Source organism: Catenuloplanes sp. NPDC051500, from assembly GCF_044454585.1.
Taxonomy (GTDB): domain Bacteria; phylum Actinomycetota; class Actinomycetes; order Mycobacteriales; family Micromonosporaceae; genus Catenuloplanes.
Genome location: NZ_JBITDX010000002.1, coordinates 579,979 through 600,123 on the forward strand (window position 1 = coordinate 579,979; position 20,145 = coordinate 600,123).

Genomic DNA, 20,145 nt, shown 5'->3' on the forward strand with positions numbered 1-20,145 from the left:
CTGGGACCCGGCGCGCGCGGGCGTGCCGAGGACGGATCCAGCTCATCCGTCGCGCGTGAGCGCGGCAGCGTGGCGGCGCGGTGAGCGGCATCAGCGACGACGGCCGGGCTTGCCTCTGAGCGGGCCGGGTCACGCTCGGGTCGTACCCTCGCGTCTGTGAATTGCCGGTTTTGACGTGTCTCACGGCATTAGTCTGAGGGCGCAGGAGCGGCGAAAAACGGGAGGATCAGGACGGTGACGACGACGGGCAGCATCGCCGTGACGGCGCCCGGCGACACGGACGCCGACTGGGTGGACCTCTCCCGCCGCTCGCTGGTCCCGGACGCCGCGGACCGGATCGCCGAGCTGGCCGCCAGGGTCGCGAACGCACCGACCGGCCTGGTGCAGCTGCTTGAGGACCGGCGCGCGCTGATGAGCGGCGGATATGCGCTGCCGGACGCGTGGGCCGGCCTCGGCGCCGTGCCTGCGGCGTCCACGCTTGCCGGCCTGATCCTCGACTCGGGGAGCCCGCTTGTGGTGCACGACGTCGAGGACGACGAGCGGGTCCCGCCGGACGCGCCGATCCGGCTGGCCGCCGCCCGCGCCTACCTCGGATATCCGGTCCGCTCCCGGGCCGGCGCGATCGTCGGCGTCTGCGCCGTGGTCGACTACCGGCCGCGCGACTGGACCGCGGCCGAGCAGTCGATGGTCGGGCACGCGGCCGAGGTGTGCGGCACTGTCGTCGCGGAGCGCGAGGCCCGGCAGACCACGGACCGGCACCGGCGCTTCCTGGACGCCGTGCTCGACAACCTGCACGACGGCGTGGTCGCCTGCGACGCGGACGGCCGTCGCGTGCTGATCAACGCGGCGATGCTGCGGTTCACCGGGCGCACGCCGGCGCCGTTCGCGCCCGGCGGTCACCCGCTCGACTTCGGGCTGCGGCACGCGGACGGGCGGCCGATGGCGCCGGACGACACGCCGCTCTCCCGCGCGTTCCGCGGCGAGGAGCTGCACGGGCTCGAGGTGCTGGCCGGCCCGGCCCTCGAACGCCCACGCGTGCTGCTCGTCGACGGACAACCCATCTCGGACGCGGGCGGCACCCGGCTCGGCGCCGTGATCGCACTGCAGGACGTCACAGAGCTCAAGCGCACCGAGCGGTTCCGCGCCTGCGAGCTGGCCGTCACGTCCGCGCTTGCCGAGGCGTCGAGCGCGGAGGAGGCCGGGCCGCGGGTGCTGGAGGCGGTGGTCGCCACGCTCGGCTGGGCGCACGCGGAGCTGTGGCTTGTCGACGGCCCCGGCGGCGTGCTGCGGAGTGCCGCGCACTGGAGCGCGCCGGGCAGCGTGGCGGAGATGCACGTGCCGGACCAGCTCGCGTACGGGCAGGGCCTCTCCGGCAAGGCCTGGCTCACCGGCGAGCCGGTCTGGATCCGCGACCTGGCCGACGGCACCGCGCTGCTGCCCGCGGACACCATCGAGACGTCCCAGCTGCACGCCGCGCTCGCCATCCCGGTCCGGTCCGGCACCGGCACGCTCGGCGTGCTCGCGTTCTTCGCCGAGGTCGTCGAGGATCCGGAGGACGCGCTTGTCGCGCTGCTGGCCGGCATCGCCGCACACGTCGGCCAGTTCCTGGAACGCCGCCGCGCCGAGGACCTGGAACTGCAGCTGGCCCGCAGCAAGGACGAGTACCTGGCGCTGATCGGCCACGAGATGCGCACGCCGCTCACCTCGATCAGCGCCTACACCAGCCTGCTCCGCGAGGCGTCGCCCGCGCAGCTGGCCGCGGACGGGCCCGCGCTGCTTGAGGTGATCGACCGCAACACCACGCTGCTGCGCGGGATCATCGACGACCTGCTTGACCTGGCCGCCCTCGACACCGGCCACGCCACAGTGCAGATGACCCCGTGCGACCTGGCCGAGGTGGTCCGCGAGGCGGTCGGCGCCGCGCTCTCCTCACTCACCGGCAGCTCCATCACGCTTCACGCCACACTTCCGGACTCACTCGTGCTGCCCGGCGACCGGATGCGCCTGCGACGCGTCCTGGACAACCTGATCGGCAACGCGATCAAGTACAGCCCGGACGGCGGCGCGGTCACCGTGACGCTGTCCGCGGACGGCGACTACGCCGCGGAGCTGGTCGTCTCCGACAACGGCATCGGCATCCCGCCGGACGAGCGCGACCGGCTGTTCTCCCGCTTCTACCGCAGCTCCCGCACCCGCGACCGGGCCATCCCCGGCAGCGGCCTCGGCCTGGCCATCAGCCGCGCCATCATCGAGCGGCACCACGGCACCATCGCCCTCCTCAACCCCGACTCCGGCACGTCCTTCCAGATCCGGCTACCACTCACCAGCGCGGAGTGACAGGTATCCGAGACCGAGAAGGGCCGGCGGTCAACTCGACCGCACCGGCTCGGCCAGGGCCGGCGGGGCGAACGGGACGCTCACCGCGTCGCGCGGGGCCGGGTCACCGGCCGGGTGGCGCCAGAGGCCGCGGGCGCGCAGGATCGGGAGCACACCCTCGCCGAACCAGTACGCCTCCTCGAGGTGCGGGTAGCCGGAGAGGATGAATTCGTCGATGCCGAGTGCGGCGTACTCCTCGATGCGGTCCGCGACCTCGGCGTGGCTGCCGACAAGCGCGGTGCCGGCGCCGCCGCGGACCAGGCCGACGCCGGCCCACAGGTTCGGCGAGATCTCCAGGTTGTCCCGGCTGCCACCGTTCAGCGCGAGCATGCGGCGCTGGCCCTCGGACTCGCTCTTGTGCAGTCCGGCCTGGACCGTGGCGATCTCCTGGTCGGAGATGCCGCGCAACAGCCGCCGCGCCTCGGCCCACGCCTCCTCGGAGGTGTCCCGGGAGATGGTGTGCAGGCGGATGCCGTACCGCTGGGTGCGTCCCTCGGCGGCGGAGAGCCCGCGGATCCACTCCAGCTTCTTCGCGACCTGCGCGGGCGGCTCACCCCAGGTGAGGTAGACGTCGGAGTGGCGGGCGGAGACCGGGCCGGCCGCGGCGGACGAGCCACCGAAGTAGATCTCCGGGACCGGGTCGGGCACCCGGTTGAGTCGGGCGCCCTCGACGTGCACGTGCTCGCCGTGCAGCGTGACCGTCTCGCCGCGCCACAGTGCGCGCACGACTTGCAGGAACTCGTCGGTACGGGCGTACCGCGAGTCCTTGTCCAGGAAGTCGCCGTAGGCCCGCTGCTCCGCGCTCTCCCCGCCGGTGACCACGTTGAGCAGCACCCGCCCCTGGGAGAGCCGCTGGAACGTGGAGGCCATCTGCGCGGCAAGCGTCGGCGAGAGCAGCCCGGGGCGGAACGCGACCAGGAACTTCAGCCGCTCGGTGACCTCGGTGAGCATCGCTGTGGTGAGCCAGGCGTCCTCGCACCAGGCGCCGGTCGGCGTGAGCACTGCCTCGAAGCCGAGCTGCTCGGCGGAGCGGGCGATCTGGCCGAGGTAGGCCACGGTGGCCGGCCGGGCCTGTGAGGACGCGCCGGGCGCGACGCCGTGACCGCCGCCGACCACGTCCCGGCTGTCGCCCGAGGTGGGCAGGAACCAGTGGAACCTCATTAAATCTCCTTCAGAGCAGTCCGTGCCGCGGCGGCAGGGTGCCGTTCAGCGTGTAGCGGCCGATGTGCTGGGTCTTCCAGCGGACCGGGTCGTGAAGCGTGTGGGTGCGCGCATTGCGCCAGTGCCGGTGCAGGTTGAGCGGGTCGAGGCTGGACCGGGTGCCGGACACCTCGAACAGCGCGTTCGTCACCGCGAGCGCGGCCTTGTCCGCGTAGACCTTGGCCGCGGCGACCGCGATGGAGGCCGCGCCGGCGCTCTCCTCGGTCAGCTCGGCGCGGGCCGCGTCGACCGCGCGGGCCGCGTCGGCGAGCAGCGCGCCGGCGGCGCGCACCTCGATCGCCAGCTCGCCGAAGCGCTGGATGAGCAGCGGGTCGTCGGAGGCCTTGTCGAAGCCGCTCTCGAAGTGCGGCCGGGACTTCGTGCGCACGAACTCGACCGCCTCGGCGAGCGCACCGTCCGCGATGCCGGCGTCGATCGCGGCGTGCAGCAGCTGGGCGACCGCGCCGTGCAGCTGCGGCCCGGTGAACGTCAGGTGGTGGGGCAGCACGCGGTCCGCGGGGACCCGGACCGCGTCGAGCCGGACCGTGCCGCTGGCGGTGGTGCGCTGGCCCATGCCGTTCCAGTCGTCGATCACGGTGAGGCCTGGCGCGTCCGCCGGGACGTAGGCGACGTGAAGCTTCTCGTCGTCGCCGCGGGCCAGCACCGGGATCCAGTGCGCGAAGAGCGCGCCGGTGCTGTAGTGCTTGGTTCCCTCCAGCACGAACCCGTCGCCGTCCCTCACCAGACGTGTGCGGTAGTCCTGCACGTGCTTGGTGCCGGCCTCGGACTGCGCGTTGCCGAACCGCTTGCCGGCCAGCAGCTCGCGGTAGAAGAACGCCTGCTGTTCCGTGGTGCCGCGGGCCCGGATCACGTTGACGTACACGAAGTGGCTCTGCGGGATCTGCGCGATGTTCGGATCGGCGGCCGCGAGCAGCCGGATCACCTCGGTAAGCGTCACGGTGTCGACGCCCGCGCCGCCGTGCGTGGCCGGCACGGTGATGGCGAGCAGTCCGGCGGCGGAGAGCGCATCCAGCTCGGCGCGGGGCAGCCGGCGCTCGGCGTCCCGCGCGGCCGCGTCCTTGGCGAACTCGGCGGCGAGCCGGCGTGCCACGTCGAGCGCCTCGGCCGCGTCCGCGATGACATGCGCCCCGGTCAATGGGAACCTCGATCTGAGAGGAGTGAATGTTCCCGGAGCTTACCCACATTTCCTACGTAAATACTAGGCTTGACTCTCGACCCAGGAGGCTGCCATGGCACTGTGGAAACCCGACCCCAGCTTCTACGCCTCGCCCCGCGACGCCGCAGGCGCGCCGCCGGAGCGCCTGGCCTACGTGGCCGCGTTCGACCGGGCGGCCGAACGTCCGGACGCGATAGCGGTGGTGGACACCGATCCCGGCTCGGCGGACTTCGGCCGGGTGGTCGGCTGGACCGAGCTGCCGCACATCGGCGACGAGCTGCACCACTTCGGGTGGAACGCGTGCAGCAGCGCGCTCTGCCCGGCCGCGCCGCACCCGCACGTGGAACGCCGCTACCTGATCGTGCCGGGGCTGCGCTCGTCGCGCGTCTACGTGCTCGACACCAAGGCCGGCCCCCGCCAGCCGGTGATCACGAAGGTGCTCCAGCCGGACGAGCTGGCCGGGCGTGCCGGCTACTCGCGGCCGCACACAGTGCACTGCGGGCCGGACGGGATCTACCTGTCCGCGCTGGGCGGCGCGGACGGCGCCGAAGGGCCGGGCGGGATCGCGGTGCTCGACCACACCACGTTCGACGTGCGCGGCGCGTGGGAGTCCGACCGGGGGCCGCAGTTCCTGGCGTACGACTTCTGGTGGCACCTGAACCAGGACGTGCTCGTCACGTCCGAGTGGGGCACGCCGTCGATGATCGAGGACGGCATCGTGCCGGAGTTGCTGCTGGGCCGGAAGTACGGTCACGCGCTGCACTTCTGGGACCTGCGCCGGCGCAAGCACGTCCAGCGCGTGGACCTCGGCGACCAGTACCAGATGCCGCTCGAACTGCGCCCCGCGCACGATCCGACGAAGCAGCACGGTTTCGTCGGCGTGGTGATCAGCGTGGAGGACCTGTCCGCCTCGGTCTGGGTCTGGCACCCGGCCGGGTCCGGCGACGGCTGGGCCGTGACCAAGGTGATCGACATCCCGGCCGAGCCGGCCGACCCGGCGCTGCTGCCGGACGCGCTCAAGCCGTTCGGTGCGGTGCCACCGCTCGTCACCGACATCGACCTCTCCGTCGACGACCGCTGGCTCTACGTCTCCTGCTGGGGAACCGGAGAGCTGCGGCGGTACGACGTGAGCGACCCCTTCCACCCGGTCGAGGCCGGCGCGGTGCAGCTCGGCGGCATCGTGCGCCGCGCCCCGCACCCGTCGTTCCCGGACGAGCGGCTGGCCGGCGGCCCGCAGATGGTCGAGGTGAGCCGGGACGGCCGCCGCGTCTACGTGACGAACTCGCTCTACGGCGCCTGGGACGACCAGTTCTACCCGGACGGCGTGGGCGCGTGGCAGGCGCTGCTGCACGCGGGCGACGCGCTGACGCTCGACGAACGGTTCTTCCCGCACGGCGAGGACTTCCGGGGCCGGCGCGTGCATCAGACCCGCCTGCAGGGCGGCGACGCGTCCTCCGACTCGTACTGCTTCCCGTGATCCTGTCTTTGGCCGCGCTGGCCGCGTTGGGCGCGTTCCACGGCGTCAACCCGGCGATGGGCTGGCTCTTCGCGGTGGCGCGCGGCCTCCAGGAACGGTCCCGCCGCGCGCTGCTGCTCTCCCTGCCGCCGATCGCGGCCGGGCACCTCGCCTCGGTGGCAGTGGTGGCCGCGCTTGTCACCGCGACCCGGTCGGTGGTGGCGACGCGCACGGTGGCGATCGGCGGCGGCCTGCTGCTTGTCGGGTTCGGGCTGTGGCGGGCGCTGTCCCGGCGGCACTTCCGCTGGGCCGGCATGCGGCTGTCGCTGCCCGAACTCGCCGGCTGGTCGTTCCTGATGTCGTCCGCGCACGGCGCCGGGCTGATGCTGCTGCCGGTGCTGGCCACCGCCCCGGTCGCGGCCGGGCACGAGGGGCACGCGGCGGCGCGGGCCGGGAGCGACGCGCTGTTCGGGCTGGCCGCGACGGGTGTGCACACGCTCGCGATGTTCGCGGCCGCGGGCGTGGTGGCGGTCGTCGTCTACGAGGTGGCCGGGCTCCGGGTGCTGCGCACCGCGTGGTTCAACCTCGACCGGCTCTGGGCGGGGGTGCTGATCGCAGCCGGGCTGCTGACCATCGTCGTCGCTTAGGAGTTCTACGCCCCGTCCCCGCCGACAGGCTCGATGTGGAGCCGTATTGATTGACAGGCATCTATCTTTTGTGTGAGGCTCAGGCCCTGCGGGAGCCGACGACCCACGCAGCCCCACGGCGCGGACGGCCGGGCAGCCTCCGCGCCCGCCCCGGCGCGACCCACCAGCACGGACCCACCACCGCGACCCGCGCTCGGGCACTTTCTCGCATCACCGTCGACGAGAGTGCTTGGAGTCCTCATGCCCATCCCGAAATCCCTGCGCCGCCTGCTGCTCGTGGTGGCGGCGGCCGTGCTCGTGCTCACCACCGGCTTGGCGGACGGCGCGTTCGCGCACGGCTCCGCGGTGAATCCGCCGTCCCGTAACTACGGCTGCTGGAAGCGCTGGGGCAGCGACTTTCAGAACCCGGCCATGGCCACCCAGGACCCGATGTGCTGGCAGGCCTGGCAGGCGGACTCGACAGCCATGTGGAACTGGAACGGCCTCTACCGGGAGAACGTCCAGGGCAACCACCAGGCCGCGATCCCGGACGGCACGCTGTGCAGCGCGGGTAACACCGGCGGCACCCGCTATTCCGCGCTTGACACGCCCGGCGCGTGGGTGGCCCAGACCGTCCCGACCGCGTTCACGCTGCGCATGCACGACCAGGCGCAACACGGCGCGGACTACCTGCTGACCTACGTGACGAAGCCCGGGTTCAACCCGCTCACCCAGCGACTGGCCTGGGGTGACCTGCAGCTGGCCGGGCAGACCGGCGTGATCCCGCCGGGTGGCGGCGAGACCGAGTCCGACCCGGCGCTGAACGGGCGCACCTACACGGTGAACGTGAACGCGCCGGGCCGCAGCGGGCGGGCCGTGCTCTACACGATCTGGAAGGCAAGCCACGCTGACCAGGTCTACTACTTCTGCAGCGACGTGATCTTCGGTGGCACCGGCAACCCGAACCCGTCGCCGTCGCTGACCGTGACACCCACGGCCAGCCCGACGCCCACGACCAGCCCGACGCCCACCACGCCGCCGTCCACACCCAACCCGGGTGGGGCGTGCAGCGCGACGTACAGCGTGACCAGCCAGTGGAGCGGCGGCTTCCAGGCCGACGTGAAGATCACCAACGGCGGTTCCGCGACCAAGGGCTGGTCTGTCGCCTGGACCTGGGCGAACGGGCAGCAGGTGACGCAGAGTTGGGGCGCCACGATCTCCACGCTCTCCAACGGCGTCACAGTGGCCAAGAACGTGTCCTACAACGGCGCGATACCGGCGAACGGCAGCACGTCGTTCGGCTTCACCGGCACCTGGAACGGCACCAACGCCACACCCTCATTGACCTGCACAACCGCATGATCAAAAGCGGCTCCGGGGTACGTACCCCGGGGCCCGCTCTTGACCTAGGTCTTTAGTCTTGCCTAAAGGTTTAGTCCTGCCTAACATCGGAGGCAGGGAACCGAAAAGCCTGGGGAGGCCGTCATGCGACACCTGTTCCGCGACAACGAGCCCGCCGGTGGCGACTTCGGCCGGCTTGTGGTCGACGAGGTGACCTGGTACATGCGGGAGAACAAGGTGACCCGCGGCGAGCTCGCCCGGGCGATGGACGTCTCCCCCGGCCGGGTGAGCCAGATCCTCTCCGGCGACGAGAACCTGACACTCCGGACACTCGCGTCAGTGGTCGAGGCGCTCGGCGCGCAGATCGACTTCACGCTTCGACCGGCCGACGAGGCCCTGGCCTGACCCGCTCGGCCGGGCTGCCGAGCAGCATCGGCGGCCGGTAGGGCGCCATCTTGTGATGCCCCGCGTTGTAGGCCAGCCCGAGGAGCCGAATCAGATCACGGTACGCGTCGTGCCGCAGGATCCCGGCCATCCGGCCCAGGTCGTCCGCACACTTGGCGTACCGCGGCTCCTTTGTAGCCTTCGAGCCCTGCAACGCGGTGATCACCTTGGCCCGGCTGGCGCTCGCCTCGATCAGATGCACCACGTCCAGCCGGGACTGGATCGCGCCGAGCTGCGCGTGGATGCGGCCGCGGCGGCGTTCCTCAGGTGTGAGCCGCTCCGTCAGGTACTCGTGGTAGAAGCGGGCGGCCAGGCTCAGCTCGTCAGTCGACCACTCGTCGTCGACGCGCTTCTCGCACCAGTCCTGCCGGTCGTCCGCCATCCCCTCCTGCAACCGGGTCAGCAACCGGGTCAACCAGAGCGACGACAGGTCCCGGCGCAGGTCATGCCGGTCCGCAGCCCGCCTGTTGAGCTCGCCGAGCCAGAGCCAGCTGGGCGCCGCGACGCCGAGCCCGAGCAGTGCCGCCGGCAGCTGCGCGACGATCAGCACGGCCACCGCCGCGGTCACTGTGGAGAGCACACTCGTCACGCCGATCACGGCCAGCGCCCAGCGGCGGGCACTACGGCCGAACGGGCGCCCCTTCCCCTCGCATCGCATGAACAGGAAGACGGTCGCGGACACGCTCGCCAGGACGAACGTGACGCCGAACATCGCTCCGTGCACGGCCGGTCACCCCCTCATTGGAGGTTATCGACGCGGCGCACCACCGACCAGCCGATTCACACCTCGGCGACGTAGAGCCAGCGGCCGTCCTCACGAACGAAACGGCTGCGCTCGTGCACGGTGCCGGTGCGCCCGCCCTCGCGGTAGTGCGCCTTGAACTCCACCTCGCCGGCCGCCTCGAAGAGCGAGCCGCCGGAGGCGTCCACGATGTCCAGCCGCAGCCAGCGCTGGCCGTCACCCAGGTCGAGCTCGGCCGGGCGGGTGCTGGGGTGCCAACTCTCCAGCAGGTACCGGGCGTCGCCACGGGCGAACGCGCTGTACCGCGAGCGCATCAGCTGCTCCGCGGAGGTGGCAGTGGACTCGCCGCGATGCAGCCGTCCGCAACACGTGTCGTAGCCGGGGCCCGCGCCGCACGGGCACGGATCGCCGCCGGTCTCCCGCTTCCGTTTCGCCATCTGCCTATTCTCTGCTTTTGGTTTGAGGGCGGCTGCCGGGGGCGGCGATGCTCCCTGTCAGGCCCTCGGCCTCGTACCGGGCCTAAGACACCGAAGGCATCCGCGCCACACTGCACCGGCTGGTCAGACCCACGTCCTGACCGAGCCGCAGCCCGGTCAGGACGCTCTCATCAGGCCGGCCGAACCGCCTCCCGGGGCAGGGACTCAGGAGTATTGCGGGATGATGTCGGAGGCGAAGGTGAGCATCGGGTCGTGGTCGTAGGCGACGCGGGGGATGTAGAGGATCACGTAGTCGGCGCCGGCTTCCACCACCGAATCGATTGCGGCCTGGGTCTGCGTCCTGCTCCAGTCGGGATCGAGGCGGATCGAGGTGGACTTGATGATTTCGCTGTAGTCGCGGCCGACCGTGTCGCAGTGCTTGCGCAGGATGGCCAGCTTCTCCGTGATGAGCTCGGGATTGCCGCCGCCGACGTTGCAGGCGTTCGCGTGCTTCGCGACCAGCTTCAGCGTGACCTTCTCGCCACCGCCGCCGATCCAGAACGAGGGGTGCGGGCGGCGTACCCCCTTGGGCTCGTTGATCGGCTTGTCGATCGAGTAGTACTTGCCGTTGTAGACCGGCGAGTCCTCGGTCCACATCTTGGTGACGATCTCGACGGCCTCACGGAACGCGCCCATCCGGTCCTTGAGCTCCGGCCACTCGTAGCCGTAGGCCTTCCACTCGTGCTCGTACCACCCGGCGCCGAGACCCGCGTAGAGACGGCCGTGACTTGCCACGTCCACGGTCGAGGCGATCTTGGCGTAGAGCGCGGGGTGCCGGTAACCGTTGCAGCCGACCATCTGGCCGATGTTGACCCGTGAGGTGTCCCGGGACAGCGTGGAGGTGGCGGTCCAGCACTCGAAGACGCTGTTCATGGTGGGCTCGGGGACTGTGTGGAAATGGTCGTAGAGCCAGATCGAGTCCCACGGCCCGGCGTCCGCGGCCTTGCCGACCGCGGTCATCGCCTCGTACTGCTCGATCGGGTCGGCGATCTCGGTGAGATCCATCTGCCAACCCTGGGGAACGAACACGCCAAATCGAACGGTCATGGGATGATCCTATGGCCGTCACAGCCGCCCGTCAGGGTCGCTTGTCAACCTCGCCCTGGATCAGCTCGACCAGCTCGACCAGCTTTCCCGAGACGGCCGCGCCGAACGGGGTGAGGCTGTACTCCACCCGGGGCGGGATGGTCGCCTGCACGTCGCGGCGGACCAGGCCGTCGCGCTCAAGCGCCTGCAACGTCTGGGCGAGCATCTTCTCGCTCACGCCGTCGACCCGGCGGCGCAGCGCGTTGAACCGGTAGGCGCCGTCGTTGAGCGCCGCGAGCGCGAGCACGCCCCACTTGCCTGCGACGTTCTCCAGCACCCCACGCGAGGTGCAGTTACGCGCGAAGACGTCGGCGAAGTAGAGCTCGGGCTCAGCCACGCCCTTACGGTAACCGGTTCGCTGGCGCGGCGTTGAGTGCTAGTGCTCACTATCCGTTGGTACTTTCAAAAAGTTAGTACACGCTCGAGCTGCAGCACTGAGCTGCACAGCGGCACTTTCGAGGAGCAGAAATGATCGTTGTCACCGGCGCCACCGGACACCTGGGCCGTCTCGTGGTCGAGAACCTGCTTGACCGCGGCGTACCCGCCGGCGAGATCGTCGCCGCGGCCCGCACCCCGGAGAAGGCCGCCGACCTGGCCGCCCGCGGCGTCCAGGTGCGCGAGGCCGACTACGAGCGCCCGGAGACGCTTGCCTCCGCGCTCGCCGGCGCGGAGAAGGTGCTGCTGATCTCGGGCGCGCCGGGCAACCGGGTGGCCGACCACCAGGCAGTCATCGACGCCGCCAAGGCCGAGGGCGTGCGCCTGTTCGCCTACACAAGCATCCTGAACGCGGACACCACAGCGATGCAGCTGGCCGACGACCACAAGGCCACCGAGGCGAACATCAAGGCGGCCGGCCTGCCGTACGCGTTCCTGCGCAACAGCTGGTACCACGAGAACTACACCGGCCAGCTCCCCCAGACGCTTCAGAACGGCGCGATCCTCGGCGCGGCCGGCGAGGGCCGGATCGCCGGCGCCGCCCGTGCCGACTACGCCGCCGCGGCCGGCGCGGTGCTGACCTCGGACGGCCCGGTGAACGTCGCCTACGAGCTGGCCGGCGACGCGCCGTACACGCTTACCGAGCTGGCCGCCGTGGTCACCGAGCTGTCCGGCACCCCCGTCGTCTACCGGGACCTCCCGGCCGAGGAGTTCGAGTCGACGCTTGCCGGCTTCGGGCTGCCCGCGCCGGCGGCGAAGCTCTTCGCGGACGTGGACGCGAACATCGCCCGGGGCGCGCTTGTCAACGACTCCGGCGACCTGTCCCGCCTGATCGGCCGCCCCACCACCCCGGTGGCCGACACTGTCGCCGCCGCGCTGAAGTCCTGAAGGTCCGCCGCCGCTGAGACTCCTGCCGTTCGCACCGGCCGGCGTAACGCCGTCATGCCGGCCGGTGTCGCGTGCTGTCCGTACAGCGGGCGGGTCAGCGCGCGCTTGGACCCGGGGGTAGCGCGGCCCGGTGCCGGCCCCGTCGTTCGGCCAGGTAGGCGGCGGACGGGGGCGGTTGTGCCCGCGCCGAGTCCCCCTTGCGGTTCGCCTTGACCATGTACATGTGCGCGTCCGCCGCGCGCAGCACGCCGTCGAAGTCGCGCCGGCCGAAGCTCGCGGTGCCGGGCACGCCCGTCATTCCGACGGTGCCGGTGGTGGCGAAGCCGATGCTGGTGCCGACGTAGACGGTCTCGCCCTGCAGCTGGATCGGGGCCGCGACCGCGTCCATGCAGCGCCGGGCCACCTCGGCCGCGATGCCGGCGTCCGCGCCGGAGAGCACGATGACGAACTCGTCGCCGCCGAGCCGGGCCACGATGTCGTCGTCGCGGGCCTGGGCGAGCAGCCGGGCCGCGACGACCTTCAGCAGCTCGTCGCCGGCAGCGTGCCCGAGCGTGTCGTTGACCTGCTTGAAGCCGTCCAGGTCGAGCGCGAGCACGGCCATCTCACGCCGGTCCGCCATCGCCTGCCGGGCGAAGTCGTGAAGTCTGGTCCGGTTCGCCAGGCCGGTGAGCGCGTCGTGGTGCACCTGGTAGCTGAGCGCGGCCTTCGCCTCCCGCATGGCCTGGATGCGCCGGTTGGTGCCGCGCGCGGGCAGCCCGGTGAGCAGCGTCAGGCAGGCCAGCACGGCCAGGATGAAGGCAAGCGCGAGCCCGCCGCCGGGGTCCAGCCAGGCCGGGTCGTGCAGGAAGACGATCGCGAGCAGCCCGAGGATCGACCCGGCGCCGCTGGCGATCGCGCCGCGCAGGTCGTCGCGGAACGCGCCGCCGTAGATCGGGACCAGCAGCACGGTCCACATCTGCCCGGCGCGCACGTCAGCTGACGTGCCGTAGACCAGGAGCAGCACGCTGAGCAGGTCGAGCGGGATCTGCACCAGGCTCAGCCGCGGATAGACGGGCCGGCCGCGGTTGCGCAGCGCGGCAAGCGAGACCAGGCAGGTGATGGCCAGCAGCAGCACGGAGAACAGCACCCAGGTCAGCTGCGGGATGCCGTGCAGCGCCGGGCCCGGTGCCACGAGCGCGAAGATGAGCAGGCAGACGGCCGCGCCGGCGATGCGGGCGCCGAGCGCCGACAGTTCGAGCACACGCCGATGCTGCAGCGAGCCGGCGTCAACGTCACCGTGCCCCGCCTTACCGTTCATCCCCACCGTCCCCGGCCGCCGTACCTGTCCCATCGGCCGCGGCGGTGCGAACTTTACAAACGCGTGCTGAGTAGGAAGTCGCGCAACGCGTCCCGGTATGCCGGGATCGTGGTCAGATCGGCGTACTCGTCCGGGCCGTGCTGCCCCTCGCCACCGATGCCGAACGCGACCGCGGCCATCCCGGCCTGGAAGTAGAAGCGGCCGTCCCCGGCGCCGTGCCGGCGGAGGAACGCGCCGCCGTACCCCTGCGCCTGGGCTGCCCGGCGCAGCGCGGTCACGTCCGGGTGGTCCCGCTCGGCCTGGTGCGGCGCGTCCACGTGCGCGACGCCGACGGTGACGCCCGGCCCGGCGATCCGGGCGAGGTGCCGGGTGACCTCCGCGACGGTCCGCCCGGTGAAGTCCGGGTCGGTCGGCGGGAAGCGCAGGTTGAGCCAGGCCGACGCGGACGCGGGGACCTGGTTGAACGCGGCGTTCGACGTGTCGATCTTCGCGACGTTGACAGTGGTGCGCCACGCCTCCTCGGCCGGCACCGGGTAGTGGTCGAGTATCGCCTGCACCGCGCACACCACCGTGAGCAGCGCGTTGTCGCCGAGCCACGGGTATGCGCCGTGCGCCGCCCGCCCTTCCGCGGTCAGCGTCACGTCGATCAGGCCCTTGGACTCGACAGTGATGTCAAGCCGGCTCATCTCGCCGATCACCGCGAAGTCAGTGGTCACGCCGGCCTCGACCTGGTGGCCGGTCCCGTCCCGGCCGCCGAGCTCCTCGTCCGTCACGAGCTGAAGCCCCAGCGGGTACGGCACCCGCGGCGCCAGCTCCCGGAACACGTCCGCCATCACCAGCGCGGAGAGCTTCATGTCCTGCGCGCCGCGCGCGTGCAGCCGGTCCCCCACCCGCCGCGGCGTGAACAGCTCGTCCGGCGCCGGCACCACGTCCAGGTGCCCGTTGAGGATCATCCGGAACCGGCCGGGGCGCACGTCACCGCGGTAGAGCAGCGCGCTCGGCTTGCCCCGCGACTCGAACCGTTCCACAGTGAAGCCGGCGCCGGGATCGGCCCGCTCGATCATCCAGTCCAGCGCCCGGGCCAGCTCCGTGGGCCGGTCCGCGGTGCTCGGGATGCGCAACAACTCGTATGCCGCGGTCAGCCACGCCTCGTCCACCATCGATCAAGTGTGCGGCCTCCGCGGGAATCCGGCAGGAGTCGGGCACGGGGAGCGCTGTTACCGGTCGGTAGGGTAATCTCGCGCTCATGAGCATCTCGGGAACCTGGAACGTAGAGATCAGCACGCCGATGGGCAAGCAGACGGCGATCCTCGACCTGGTCGCGGACGGTGACACGGTCACCGGCACCGCCAAGCAGGGCGGCGAGACCGCCCCGATCCAGGACGGCAAGGCGTCGGGCGACAGCGCCACGTTCACGCTCGACCTCACCAAGCCGATCCCGGTCAAGCTGGGCTTCGACGTCACGGCCGCGGGCGACACGCTCTCCGGCGACGTGAAGCTCGGCGCGTTCGGCACCTCGAAGGTCAGCGGCACCCGCGCCTGAGCAGCACCGGATCACGCTCTCCGGCTCAGCCCGGAGAGCGTGTCCACAAGCATCGGCCAGTGCTGATCGTGCGGGTCGATGAACGAGTAGTGGTGGGCGTCCGCGGGCGCGTACAGCCGCACGCCGTGCCGTGCCGCGTAGGACTCGGACAGCTCCACCGGCACCGTCCCGTCCCGCCGGCCGTGCAGAAGCACAATGCGCTCCGGGGGTACGGAACGGGCGCGGATCGGGTCGAGCGCGGCGTGCTCCCCGGCCGGGCCGCCGAGGAACGCGCGGACCGCACCGCCACCGAGCCGCAACTCCTCAGCCCGGCGCAGGTCGGCGACCGGCGCGAGCGCCACGACCGCGTGCGGGCGTGATCCGGTGCCCGGCGCGGGCGAGTCGGTGTCCGTTTCGTGCATCCGGCCCGCCACGTGCAGCGCCAGCTGACCCCCGGCCGAGTGACCGATCACGATCACCCGCCCGTCATGGGCCGTGACCAGCGACGGAAGCACGCTCAACGCGGCCCGCACGTCGGACGCGGTAGCGCCCGGATCGCCCGGAATCCGGCGGTACTCGGCCGCGACAGTGGTCCACCCCGACTCCCGCAGCGCCTCAGCCATCGGCCCGGTGTGCGTCAGGTCGAAACGCGGACGCCAGAAGCCGCCGTGCAGGATCAGCAGCAGCGGCCGGGCCGGGTCGCCGAGGCGTACCCCCGCGACCTGATCTTGATCTTCGCCGTAGGCGACCGTGAGGTCCGGCTCCGGCGCGTCCCGGGTCAGGACGGAATCGTCGTCGCGCCCGGTCAGCACGGCGCGCCGGTCAGCACGATCCAGGTCAGCACAGCGCGGCCAGCGCGACGGTCGCCCGCCAGCAGTCGTGGTAGGTGGAGTAGAGCGGCGCCGGTGCCATCCGGATCACGTCGGGCTGGCGGGAGTCGACGAGCACGCCGTGCTCGAAGCGCAGCCGTTTGGCCAGCTCACCGACGTTCTGATCGCGGACGCGGACGGAGATCTGGCTGCCCCGGCGCTCCGCGGCACGTGGCGTGAGGATCTCGATCGGGCGGCCGGGTGCGATGCCGTCAAGCGCGTCAAGCAGGTAGTCGGTCAGGCGCAGGGAGCGGGCGCGCAGCGCGGGCATGCCGGCCTCGTCGAAGAGCTGCAGCGCGCTCGTCATCGGCGCGAGCGCGAGCGTCTGCGGTGTGGAGATCTGCCAGGCGTCCGCGGTGGCCGGCGGGCGGCTGACCGGCGCCATGTCGAACCGGGTGGCGGCGTCCGTGCCCCACCAGCCGTCCAGCCGTTTGACCGCGGGGGCGCCCAGGTGGCGCGCGTGCACGAACGCGCTGCCTGGCGCGCCGGGCCCGGAGTTGAGGTACTTGTAGGTGCACCAGGCCGCGAAGTCCACGTCCCAGTCGTGCAGGCGCAGCTCGACGTTGCCTGCCGCGTGCGCGAGGTCCCAGCCGACGAGCGCGCCGGCCGCGTGCCCGGCCGCGGTGATCGCCGGGATGTCGTGGACCGCGCCGGACAGGTAGTTGACGCCCGCGAGCAGCAGCAACGCGACAGTGTCGCCCTCGCGCTCCAGGAAGGCGACCACGTCCTCGGTCCGCAGCACGTCCTCGCCGTCGCGCGGGCGCAGCCGTACCACGGTGGTCTCCGGGTCGAAGCCGTGCAGCACGGCCTGACTGCGCACCGCGTAACTGTCCGACGGGAACGCGGCGTCCTCGATGACGATCCTGGTCCGGGCGCCGGACGGCCGGTAGAACGAGACCATCAGCAGGTGCAGGTTGACGGTGAGCGTGTTCATCACCACCGTCTCCTCCGGGCGGGCGCCGACGATCCGCGCGGACGGCCCGGCCAGTTTCTGCGGCAGATCCATCCACGGGTCGTGCGCCTCGACGTGGCCCTCGACGCCGAGTGCGGCCCAGTCGTCCAGGTGGGCCAGCAGTTCGTCGCGGGCGGCCCGGGGCTGGAGGCCGAGCGAGTTGCCGACCAGGTAGGCGGACTCCTCGTAACGGCCGCCGCCCGCGGGCGGGATGAGGAACATGTGGCGGTGGCCGGGATCCTCGGCGTCGCGGCGCACCGCGTCTGACTCGTCAGGCGTCATCGGATCTCCAGGGTCCACATAGAACGGTTGCACAGTATGACATCTCCCCGTCACGGACTGTCGATGATCCTCGCGCGAAGAACCAACCACATACAGCTGTGAGTTACATGTACGTACGGGTTTCCCACAGCTCGGGGAAGACCACCCGGGCCATCGAGCGCTCCAGCCAGGCGATACCCGCGGAGCCGCCGGAGCCGGGCTTCGCGCCCATCGTGCGGCGCACCGTGACCAGGTGCTGGTGCCGCCACTCACCGAACGCGACCGCCACCGCCATCAGCGCCTCGCCGAGCATCCGCAGGTGGTTGTCCGGCCCGTCGACCCGGTAGACCTCGACCCAGCCGGTGTCGTGCTTGGCGAGCAGCGCCATCGTCTCGTCCCACAGGCTCGGCTCCTCAAGAGCCTTGAGCAGCCGGGGGTACGACTCGGAGCGGCGGAACGGCCGGATGAGCGATTCGGTCTTCAGCCCGAGCAGGAACTCCAGCTCCCGGTACGCGGCCGACTGGAAGCCGGAGCCCTCGCCGAGCAGGTCGCGGAACCTGTTGAAGTCGGACGGCGTCATCCAGCTCAGCGCCTTCCACGCCGCGTTCAGCCCCTCCAGGTCGAGCGCGGCGCGACGCAGCGGGGCGAGCGCGGCCCAGGCGTCGCCGTCCCGGATCAGCGCGCGGGCGCCGTCCAGCTCGTAGCGGGTCAGGCCGAAGTACAGCTCCATGATCTGGCCGACCATCAGGAACGACATCTCGCCCGGGTCGCCGCTGAGCGTGCGCTGCAGCGAGTGAAGCGTGGTGGCGTGGGTGTAGGCGTCGTAGGGGATCCGGCCGGCGAACTCGGCGGTGGGCACGCCGCCGTTCGCCCCGGCCTTCGCCTCGCGCTGCTCCGCCGTCAGGGATTCGATCACGTCGCCAATGATGTCTCTGCGATCGGCGTTTCCGGAATGCCTTGTCGCTGGTACTCAGGCCGTTCTACCTTTGATTCGCCATCCCTTTTGCGTTTCAACTTTGCGAACGGAAAGTGCTCTGTGGACGATATGGACTGGGCGCTACTCGGTGAGCTGCAGGTGGACGCGCGGTTGTCCTACTCCGAGCTGTCCCGGCGCGTGCACCTTTCCGCGCCGGCCGTGGCTGAGCGGGTGCGGCGACTTGAGGAGTCCGGCGTGATCACCGGGTACCACGCACATGTCGACCCGGCGAAGGCCGGCCGCGGTGTGCTCGCGCTGATCAGGATGTCCTGCTACGGCGCGATGTGCGTGCTCCGCGACCCGGACGTGGCCGCCTGGCCGGAGATCCTGCAGATCCACCGGGTCACCGGCGACACCTGCTGCATGCTTCGCGTCGCGGCCGCGTCGATGGCCACGTTCGAACGGGTCATCGACCGGCTCGGGCCGTACGGGCCACCGTCCAGCACCATGATCCTTTCCACGCCGCTCGACTGGCGGCCGCTCACTCCACCCCTCTGAGCGCGCGTTTCAATCGGTCTATCTTGCCATTAAAGGTGTGATATTGCCGGTAGCCTTCCGGCATGACGAGAATTGTGAATTCTACCCTTCTGCTGGCCGCATCAATCACGCTTGCCGGTCTCTTTCTTGCGCCCGCCTCGCCCGCCCAGGCAGCGCCCGAGTACTTTCAGCTACACAACGCGTACAACGGAAAATGCATCGACGCGGATAAGGGAATGATCGCGCACAACGGCACACGGCTGCAGTTGTGGGACTGCCACACGGGCGACAACCAGGCCTGGTACTGGGACGGCGACCAGCTCGTCAACAAGGCCTCCGGCCGCTGCCTGGACGCGGACACCCAGACCGCCGCCTATCCGGGAACGCGGGTCCGGCTCTGGGACTGCTCCGGCGCCGTCCAGCAGAAATGGTGGTCCGAGTCGACACCCGAGGGATATTCCATGATCATCAGCTTGGCGACCCACAGGCCACTCGACGCGGACCGCAACGTGCTCTTCCAGAACGGTACCGAGGTGCAGATCTGGGGCGACTGGAACAGCGTCGAACACCTCAACCAGCAGTGGTACGCCACGTCCTGAGCGCAATTGACCATCGTCGTCCGAATGGTTCGCCCCCGATCAACTTCCGGTCTCCGGTGACGTCTTGTCCGTGGGATCGGCGGTCGGATCGACGCCGTTGAGAAAGGCGGTGGCCGAGGCCGCCAGGCGGGTCGCGCCGAGCGCGCCGGACCAGCGGGCGACCTCGCCGGCCACCCCCACCGCGGCCGCCTCGTCGCCGGCGTCGCGGTGCAGCACCGCGAGCAACAACTGCTGGGAGAGCGTGCCGGTCACCGCACCGGCCCGCGCGCCGAGCGCTGTCGCGCGCTCCCAGCGGGCCAGCGCGGCCTCGTGGTGCCCGGCGTCGTGATCGTGGTCGCCGAGATGGCGCAGCGCCTCGCGGTCCAGCAGGTCGTCGCCGGAGCCGAGCGCGGCCAGATAGCGGGCGGGCGCATCCGCGCGCCGGCCGGCCAGATTGTCGTCGATCACGCCGCGGTAGAAGAGCGCCCAGCCGCGGCGTACCGCGTCAGGGGCTTGATCTGCCAGGCGGTCCGCCTCCGCGGCAAGTGCGGCGATAGCCCGCTGGTCCCGGACGCCGGAGAACTGCCGCAGGTAGGCGGCGCGCAACCGGGCGTAGGCCACGGCCCACGGATCGGCCTGGTCGAGGGCGGGGTGGCGCAGGCGCGGCTCCGCATGGTCAGTGCCGGCGAACCAGTCCCACTCCAGCGCCACCTCCGCCGCCGCGAGCGCGAGTTCCGCCGCGGGGTTCGGGGGTGTCGCGGTACCGCTCGCCGCCGTGGTGGGGGCCTCGGCCGGCGCCGGAACCGCGTCGACCAGGCGGGTGGCGTCGGCCCAGCGGCCGGCCCGGGCGAGCGCGTGGGCCGCGCGGGTCAGCTCAAGGATGTCTATCTGCACAGTGGCCATGGCGGCGAAGGTAGTTATCCGGAAAACTATCCACAAAAAAACAGACTCCCGTCGATGCCTTGG

General features: G+C 71.3%; 21 protein-coding genes. 9 read left to right on the forward strand and 12 right to left on the reverse strand.

All coding sequences use genetic code 11. The features are described 5' to 3' along the window. Positions 1–234 precede the first annotated feature (234 nt). Positions 235–2,337, forward strand: a complete 2,103-nt coding sequence (locus ACIA8K_RS05550; RefSeq protein WP_396055276.1) for an ATP-binding protein — start codon at positions 235–237, stop codon at positions 2,335–2,337. Positions 2,338–2,367: 30 nt separating this feature from the next. On the opposite strand, the gene ACIA8K_RS05555 is transcribed toward ACIA8K_RS05550, so the two are convergent. Together ACIA8K_RS05555 and ACIA8K_RS05560 are read right to left on the reverse strand one after the other, a co-directional pair. Continuing rightward, complete coding sequence (locus tag ACIA8K_RS05555; RefSeq protein WP_396055278.1) at positions 2,368–3,537, reverse strand: LLM class flavin-dependent oxidoreductase; 1,170 nt, start codon at positions 3,535–3,537, stop codon at positions 2,368–2,370. Positions 3,538–3,547: 10 nt separating this feature from the next. After that, positions 3,548–4,732, reverse strand: coding sequence for an SfnB family sulfur acquisition oxidoreductase (locus tag ACIA8K_RS05560; RefSeq protein WP_396055280.1), 1,185 nt, complete (start codon positions 4,730–4,732; stop codon positions 3,548–3,550). A 94-nt stretch (positions 4,733–4,826) separates the two neighbouring features. Here ACIA8K_RS05560 and ACIA8K_RS05565 point away from each other — a divergent pair, with 94 nt between their 5' ends. The 4 genes from ACIA8K_RS05565 (at position 4,827) to ACIA8K_RS05580 (ending at position 8,581) form a co-directional block, all read left to right on the forward strand. Beyond that, entirely contained in the window at positions 4,827–6,230 is a 1,404-nt protein-coding gene (locus ACIA8K_RS05565) for a selenium-binding protein SBP56-related protein (protein WP_396055282.1), read from the forward strand. Next, the gene (locus ACIA8K_RS05570) at positions 6,227–6,856 is read left to right on the forward strand and encodes a hypothetical protein (RefSeq protein ID WP_396055284.1); all 630 of its coding nucleotides are present in this window, start codon (positions 6,227–6,229) and stop codon (positions 6,854–6,856) included. Before ACIA8K_RS05565 ends, ACIA8K_RS05570 begins: the two co-directional genes overlap by 4 nt. A gap of 240 nt (positions 6,857–7,096) precedes the next feature. Continuing rightward, entirely contained in the window at positions 7,097–8,197 is a 1,101-nt protein-coding gene (locus ACIA8K_RS05575; RefSeq protein ID WP_396055286.1) for a lytic polysaccharide monooxygenase, read from the forward strand. Positions 8,198–8,320: 123 nt separating this feature from the next. After that, positions 8,321–8,581, forward strand: coding sequence for a helix-turn-helix domain-containing protein (locus ACIA8K_RS05580; protein ID WP_396055288.1), 261 nt, complete (start codon positions 8,321–8,323; stop codon positions 8,579–8,581). Here ACIA8K_RS05580 and ACIA8K_RS05585 read toward each other — a convergent pair. From ACIA8K_RS05585 to ACIA8K_RS05600, 4 genes are all read right to left on the reverse strand, one after another. Beyond that, complete coding sequence (locus tag ACIA8K_RS05585; protein ID WP_396055290.1) at positions 8,547–9,344, reverse strand: hypothetical protein; 798 nt, start codon at positions 9,342–9,344, stop codon at positions 8,547–8,549. The two genes, ACIA8K_RS05580 and ACIA8K_RS05585, sit on opposite strands and share 35 nt — an antisense overlap. 56 nt (positions 9,345–9,400) lie before the next feature. Then, a complete protein-coding gene (locus tag ACIA8K_RS05590) occupies positions 9,401–9,799 on the reverse strand; it encodes a YchJ family protein (RefSeq protein WP_396055292.1) in 399 nt (132 codons plus the stop codon). A gap of 204 nt (positions 9,800–10,003) precedes the next feature. Beyond that, positions 10,004–10,885, reverse strand: coding sequence for an LLM class F420-dependent oxidoreductase (locus ACIA8K_RS05595; RefSeq protein WP_396055294.1), 882 nt, complete (start codon positions 10,883–10,885; stop codon positions 10,004–10,006). Between the two features lie 31 nt (positions 10,886–10,916). Beyond that, complete coding sequence (locus tag ACIA8K_RS05600) at positions 10,917–11,261, reverse strand: winged helix-turn-helix transcriptional regulator (protein ID WP_396055296.1); 345 nt, start codon at positions 11,259–11,261, stop codon at positions 10,917–10,919. A gap of 131 nt (positions 11,262–11,392) precedes the next feature. Between ACIA8K_RS05600 and ACIA8K_RS05605 the strand changes: the two genes are divergently transcribed. Further along, positions 11,393–12,247 (forward strand): SDR family oxidoreductase, encoded by an 855-nt coding sequence (locus ACIA8K_RS05605; protein WP_396055298.1) that lies wholly within the window; start codon positions 11,393–11,395, stop codon positions 12,245–12,247. A gap of 94 nt (positions 12,248–12,341) precedes the next feature. On the opposite strand, the gene ACIA8K_RS05610 is transcribed toward ACIA8K_RS05605, so the two are convergent. After that, a complete protein-coding gene (locus ACIA8K_RS05610; RefSeq protein ID WP_396055300.1) occupies positions 12,342–13,487 on the reverse strand; it encodes a diguanylate cyclase domain-containing protein in 1,146 nt (381 codons plus the stop codon). 110 nt (positions 13,488–13,597) lie between these two features. Then, positions 13,598–14,704, reverse strand: a complete 1,107-nt coding sequence (locus tag ACIA8K_RS05615) for a M20 family metallopeptidase (RefSeq protein WP_396055302.1) — start codon at positions 14,702–14,704, stop codon at positions 13,598–13,600. 86 nt (positions 14,705–14,790) lie between these two features. On the opposite strand from ACIA8K_RS05615, the gene ACIA8K_RS05620 reads away from it, so the two are divergent. Further along, positions 14,791–15,087: a hypothetical protein gene (locus tag ACIA8K_RS05620; protein WP_396055304.1), complete on the forward strand. Its 297-nt coding sequence runs from the start codon at positions 14,791–14,793 to the stop codon at positions 15,085–15,087. Positions 15,088–15,098: 11 nt separating this feature from the next. Here ACIA8K_RS05620 and ACIA8K_RS05625 read toward each other — a convergent pair whose 3' ends face one another. The 3 genes from ACIA8K_RS05625 to ACIA8K_RS05635 all read right to left on the reverse strand — a co-directional run bounded on the left by ACIA8K_RS05625 (position 15,099) and on the right by ACIA8K_RS05635 (position 18,073). Beyond that, positions 15,099–15,878, reverse strand: coding sequence for an alpha/beta hydrolase (locus ACIA8K_RS05625; RefSeq protein ID WP_396055306.1), 780 nt, complete (start codon positions 15,876–15,878; stop codon positions 15,099–15,101). A 25-nt stretch (positions 15,879–15,903) separates the two neighbouring features. Continuing rightward, positions 15,904–17,169 (reverse strand): kynureninase, encoded by a 1,266-nt coding sequence (gene kynU / locus ACIA8K_RS05630; protein ID WP_396055308.1) that lies wholly within the window; start codon positions 17,167–17,169, stop codon positions 15,904–15,906. Between the two features lie 103 nt (positions 17,170–17,272). Beyond that, positions 17,273–18,073 (reverse strand): tryptophan 2,3-dioxygenase, encoded by an 801-nt coding sequence (locus tag ACIA8K_RS05635; RefSeq protein ID WP_396055661.1) that lies wholly within the window; start codon positions 18,071–18,073, stop codon positions 17,273–17,275. A 111-nt stretch (positions 18,074–18,184) separates the two neighbouring features. On the opposite strand from ACIA8K_RS05635, the gene ACIA8K_RS05640 reads away from it, so the two are divergent. Further along, complete coding sequence (locus tag ACIA8K_RS05640) at positions 18,185–18,622, forward strand: Lrp/AsnC family transcriptional regulator (RefSeq protein ID WP_396055310.1); 438 nt, start codon at positions 18,185–18,187, stop codon at positions 18,620–18,622. Between the two features lie 74 nt (positions 18,623–18,696). Further along, on the forward strand, positions 18,697–19,200 hold the full coding sequence (locus ACIA8K_RS05645; protein ID WP_396055312.1) for an RICIN domain-containing protein: 504 nt from the start codon (positions 18,697–18,699) through the stop codon (positions 19,198–19,200). A gap of 39 nt (positions 19,201–19,239) precedes the next feature. Here the strand turns inward: ACIA8K_RS05645 and ACIA8K_RS05650 are convergent, their stop codons facing one another. Beyond that, positions 19,240–20,082 (reverse strand): hypothetical protein, encoded by an 843-nt coding sequence (locus ACIA8K_RS05650; RefSeq protein WP_396055314.1) that lies wholly within the window; start codon positions 20,080–20,082, stop codon positions 19,240–19,242. Positions 20,083–20,145 lie beyond the last annotated feature (63 nt).

Coding starts and splice junctions, on each gene's coding strand:
- ACIA8K_RS05580 (WP_396055288.1), top strand. CDS start 8,321: ATGCGACACCTGTTCCGCGACAACGAGCCCGCCGGTGGCGACTTCGGC.
- ACIA8K_RS05605 (WP_396055298.1), top strand. CDS start 11,393: ATGATCGTTGTCACCGGCGCCACCGGACACCTGGGCCGTCTCGTGGTC.
- ACIA8K_RS05615 (WP_396055302.1), bottom strand. CDS start 14,704: ATGGTGGACGAGGCGTGGCTGACCGCGGCATACGAGTTGTTGCGCATC.
- kynU (WP_396055308.1), bottom strand. CDS start 17,169: ATGACGCCTGACGAGTCAGACGCGGTGCGCCGCGACGCCGAGGATCCC.
- ACIA8K_RS05555 (WP_396055278.1), bottom strand. CDS start 3,537: ATGAGGTTCCACTGGTTCCTGCCCACCTCGGGCGACAGCCGGGACGTG.
- ACIA8K_RS05620 (WP_396055304.1), top strand. CDS start 14,791: ATGAGCATCTCGGGAACCTGGAACGTAGAGATCAGCACGCCGATGGGC.
- ACIA8K_RS05565 (WP_396055282.1), top strand. CDS start 4,827: ATGGCACTGTGGAAACCCGACCCCAGCTTCTACGCCTCGCCCCGCGAC.
- ACIA8K_RS05575 (WP_396055286.1), top strand. CDS start 7,097: ATGCCCATCCCGAAATCCCTGCGCCGCCTGCTGCTCGTGGTGGCGGCG.
- ACIA8K_RS05650 (WP_396055314.1), bottom strand. CDS start 20,082: ATGGCCACTGTGCAGATAGACATCCTTGAGCTGACCCGCGCGGCCCAC.
- ACIA8K_RS05595 (WP_396055294.1), bottom strand. CDS start 10,885: ATGACCGTTCGATTTGGCGTGTTCGTTCCCCAGGGTTGGCAGATGGAT.
- ACIA8K_RS05590 (WP_396055292.1), bottom strand. CDS start 9,799: ATGGCGAAACGGAAGCGGGAGACCGGCGGCGATCCGTGCCCGTGCGGC.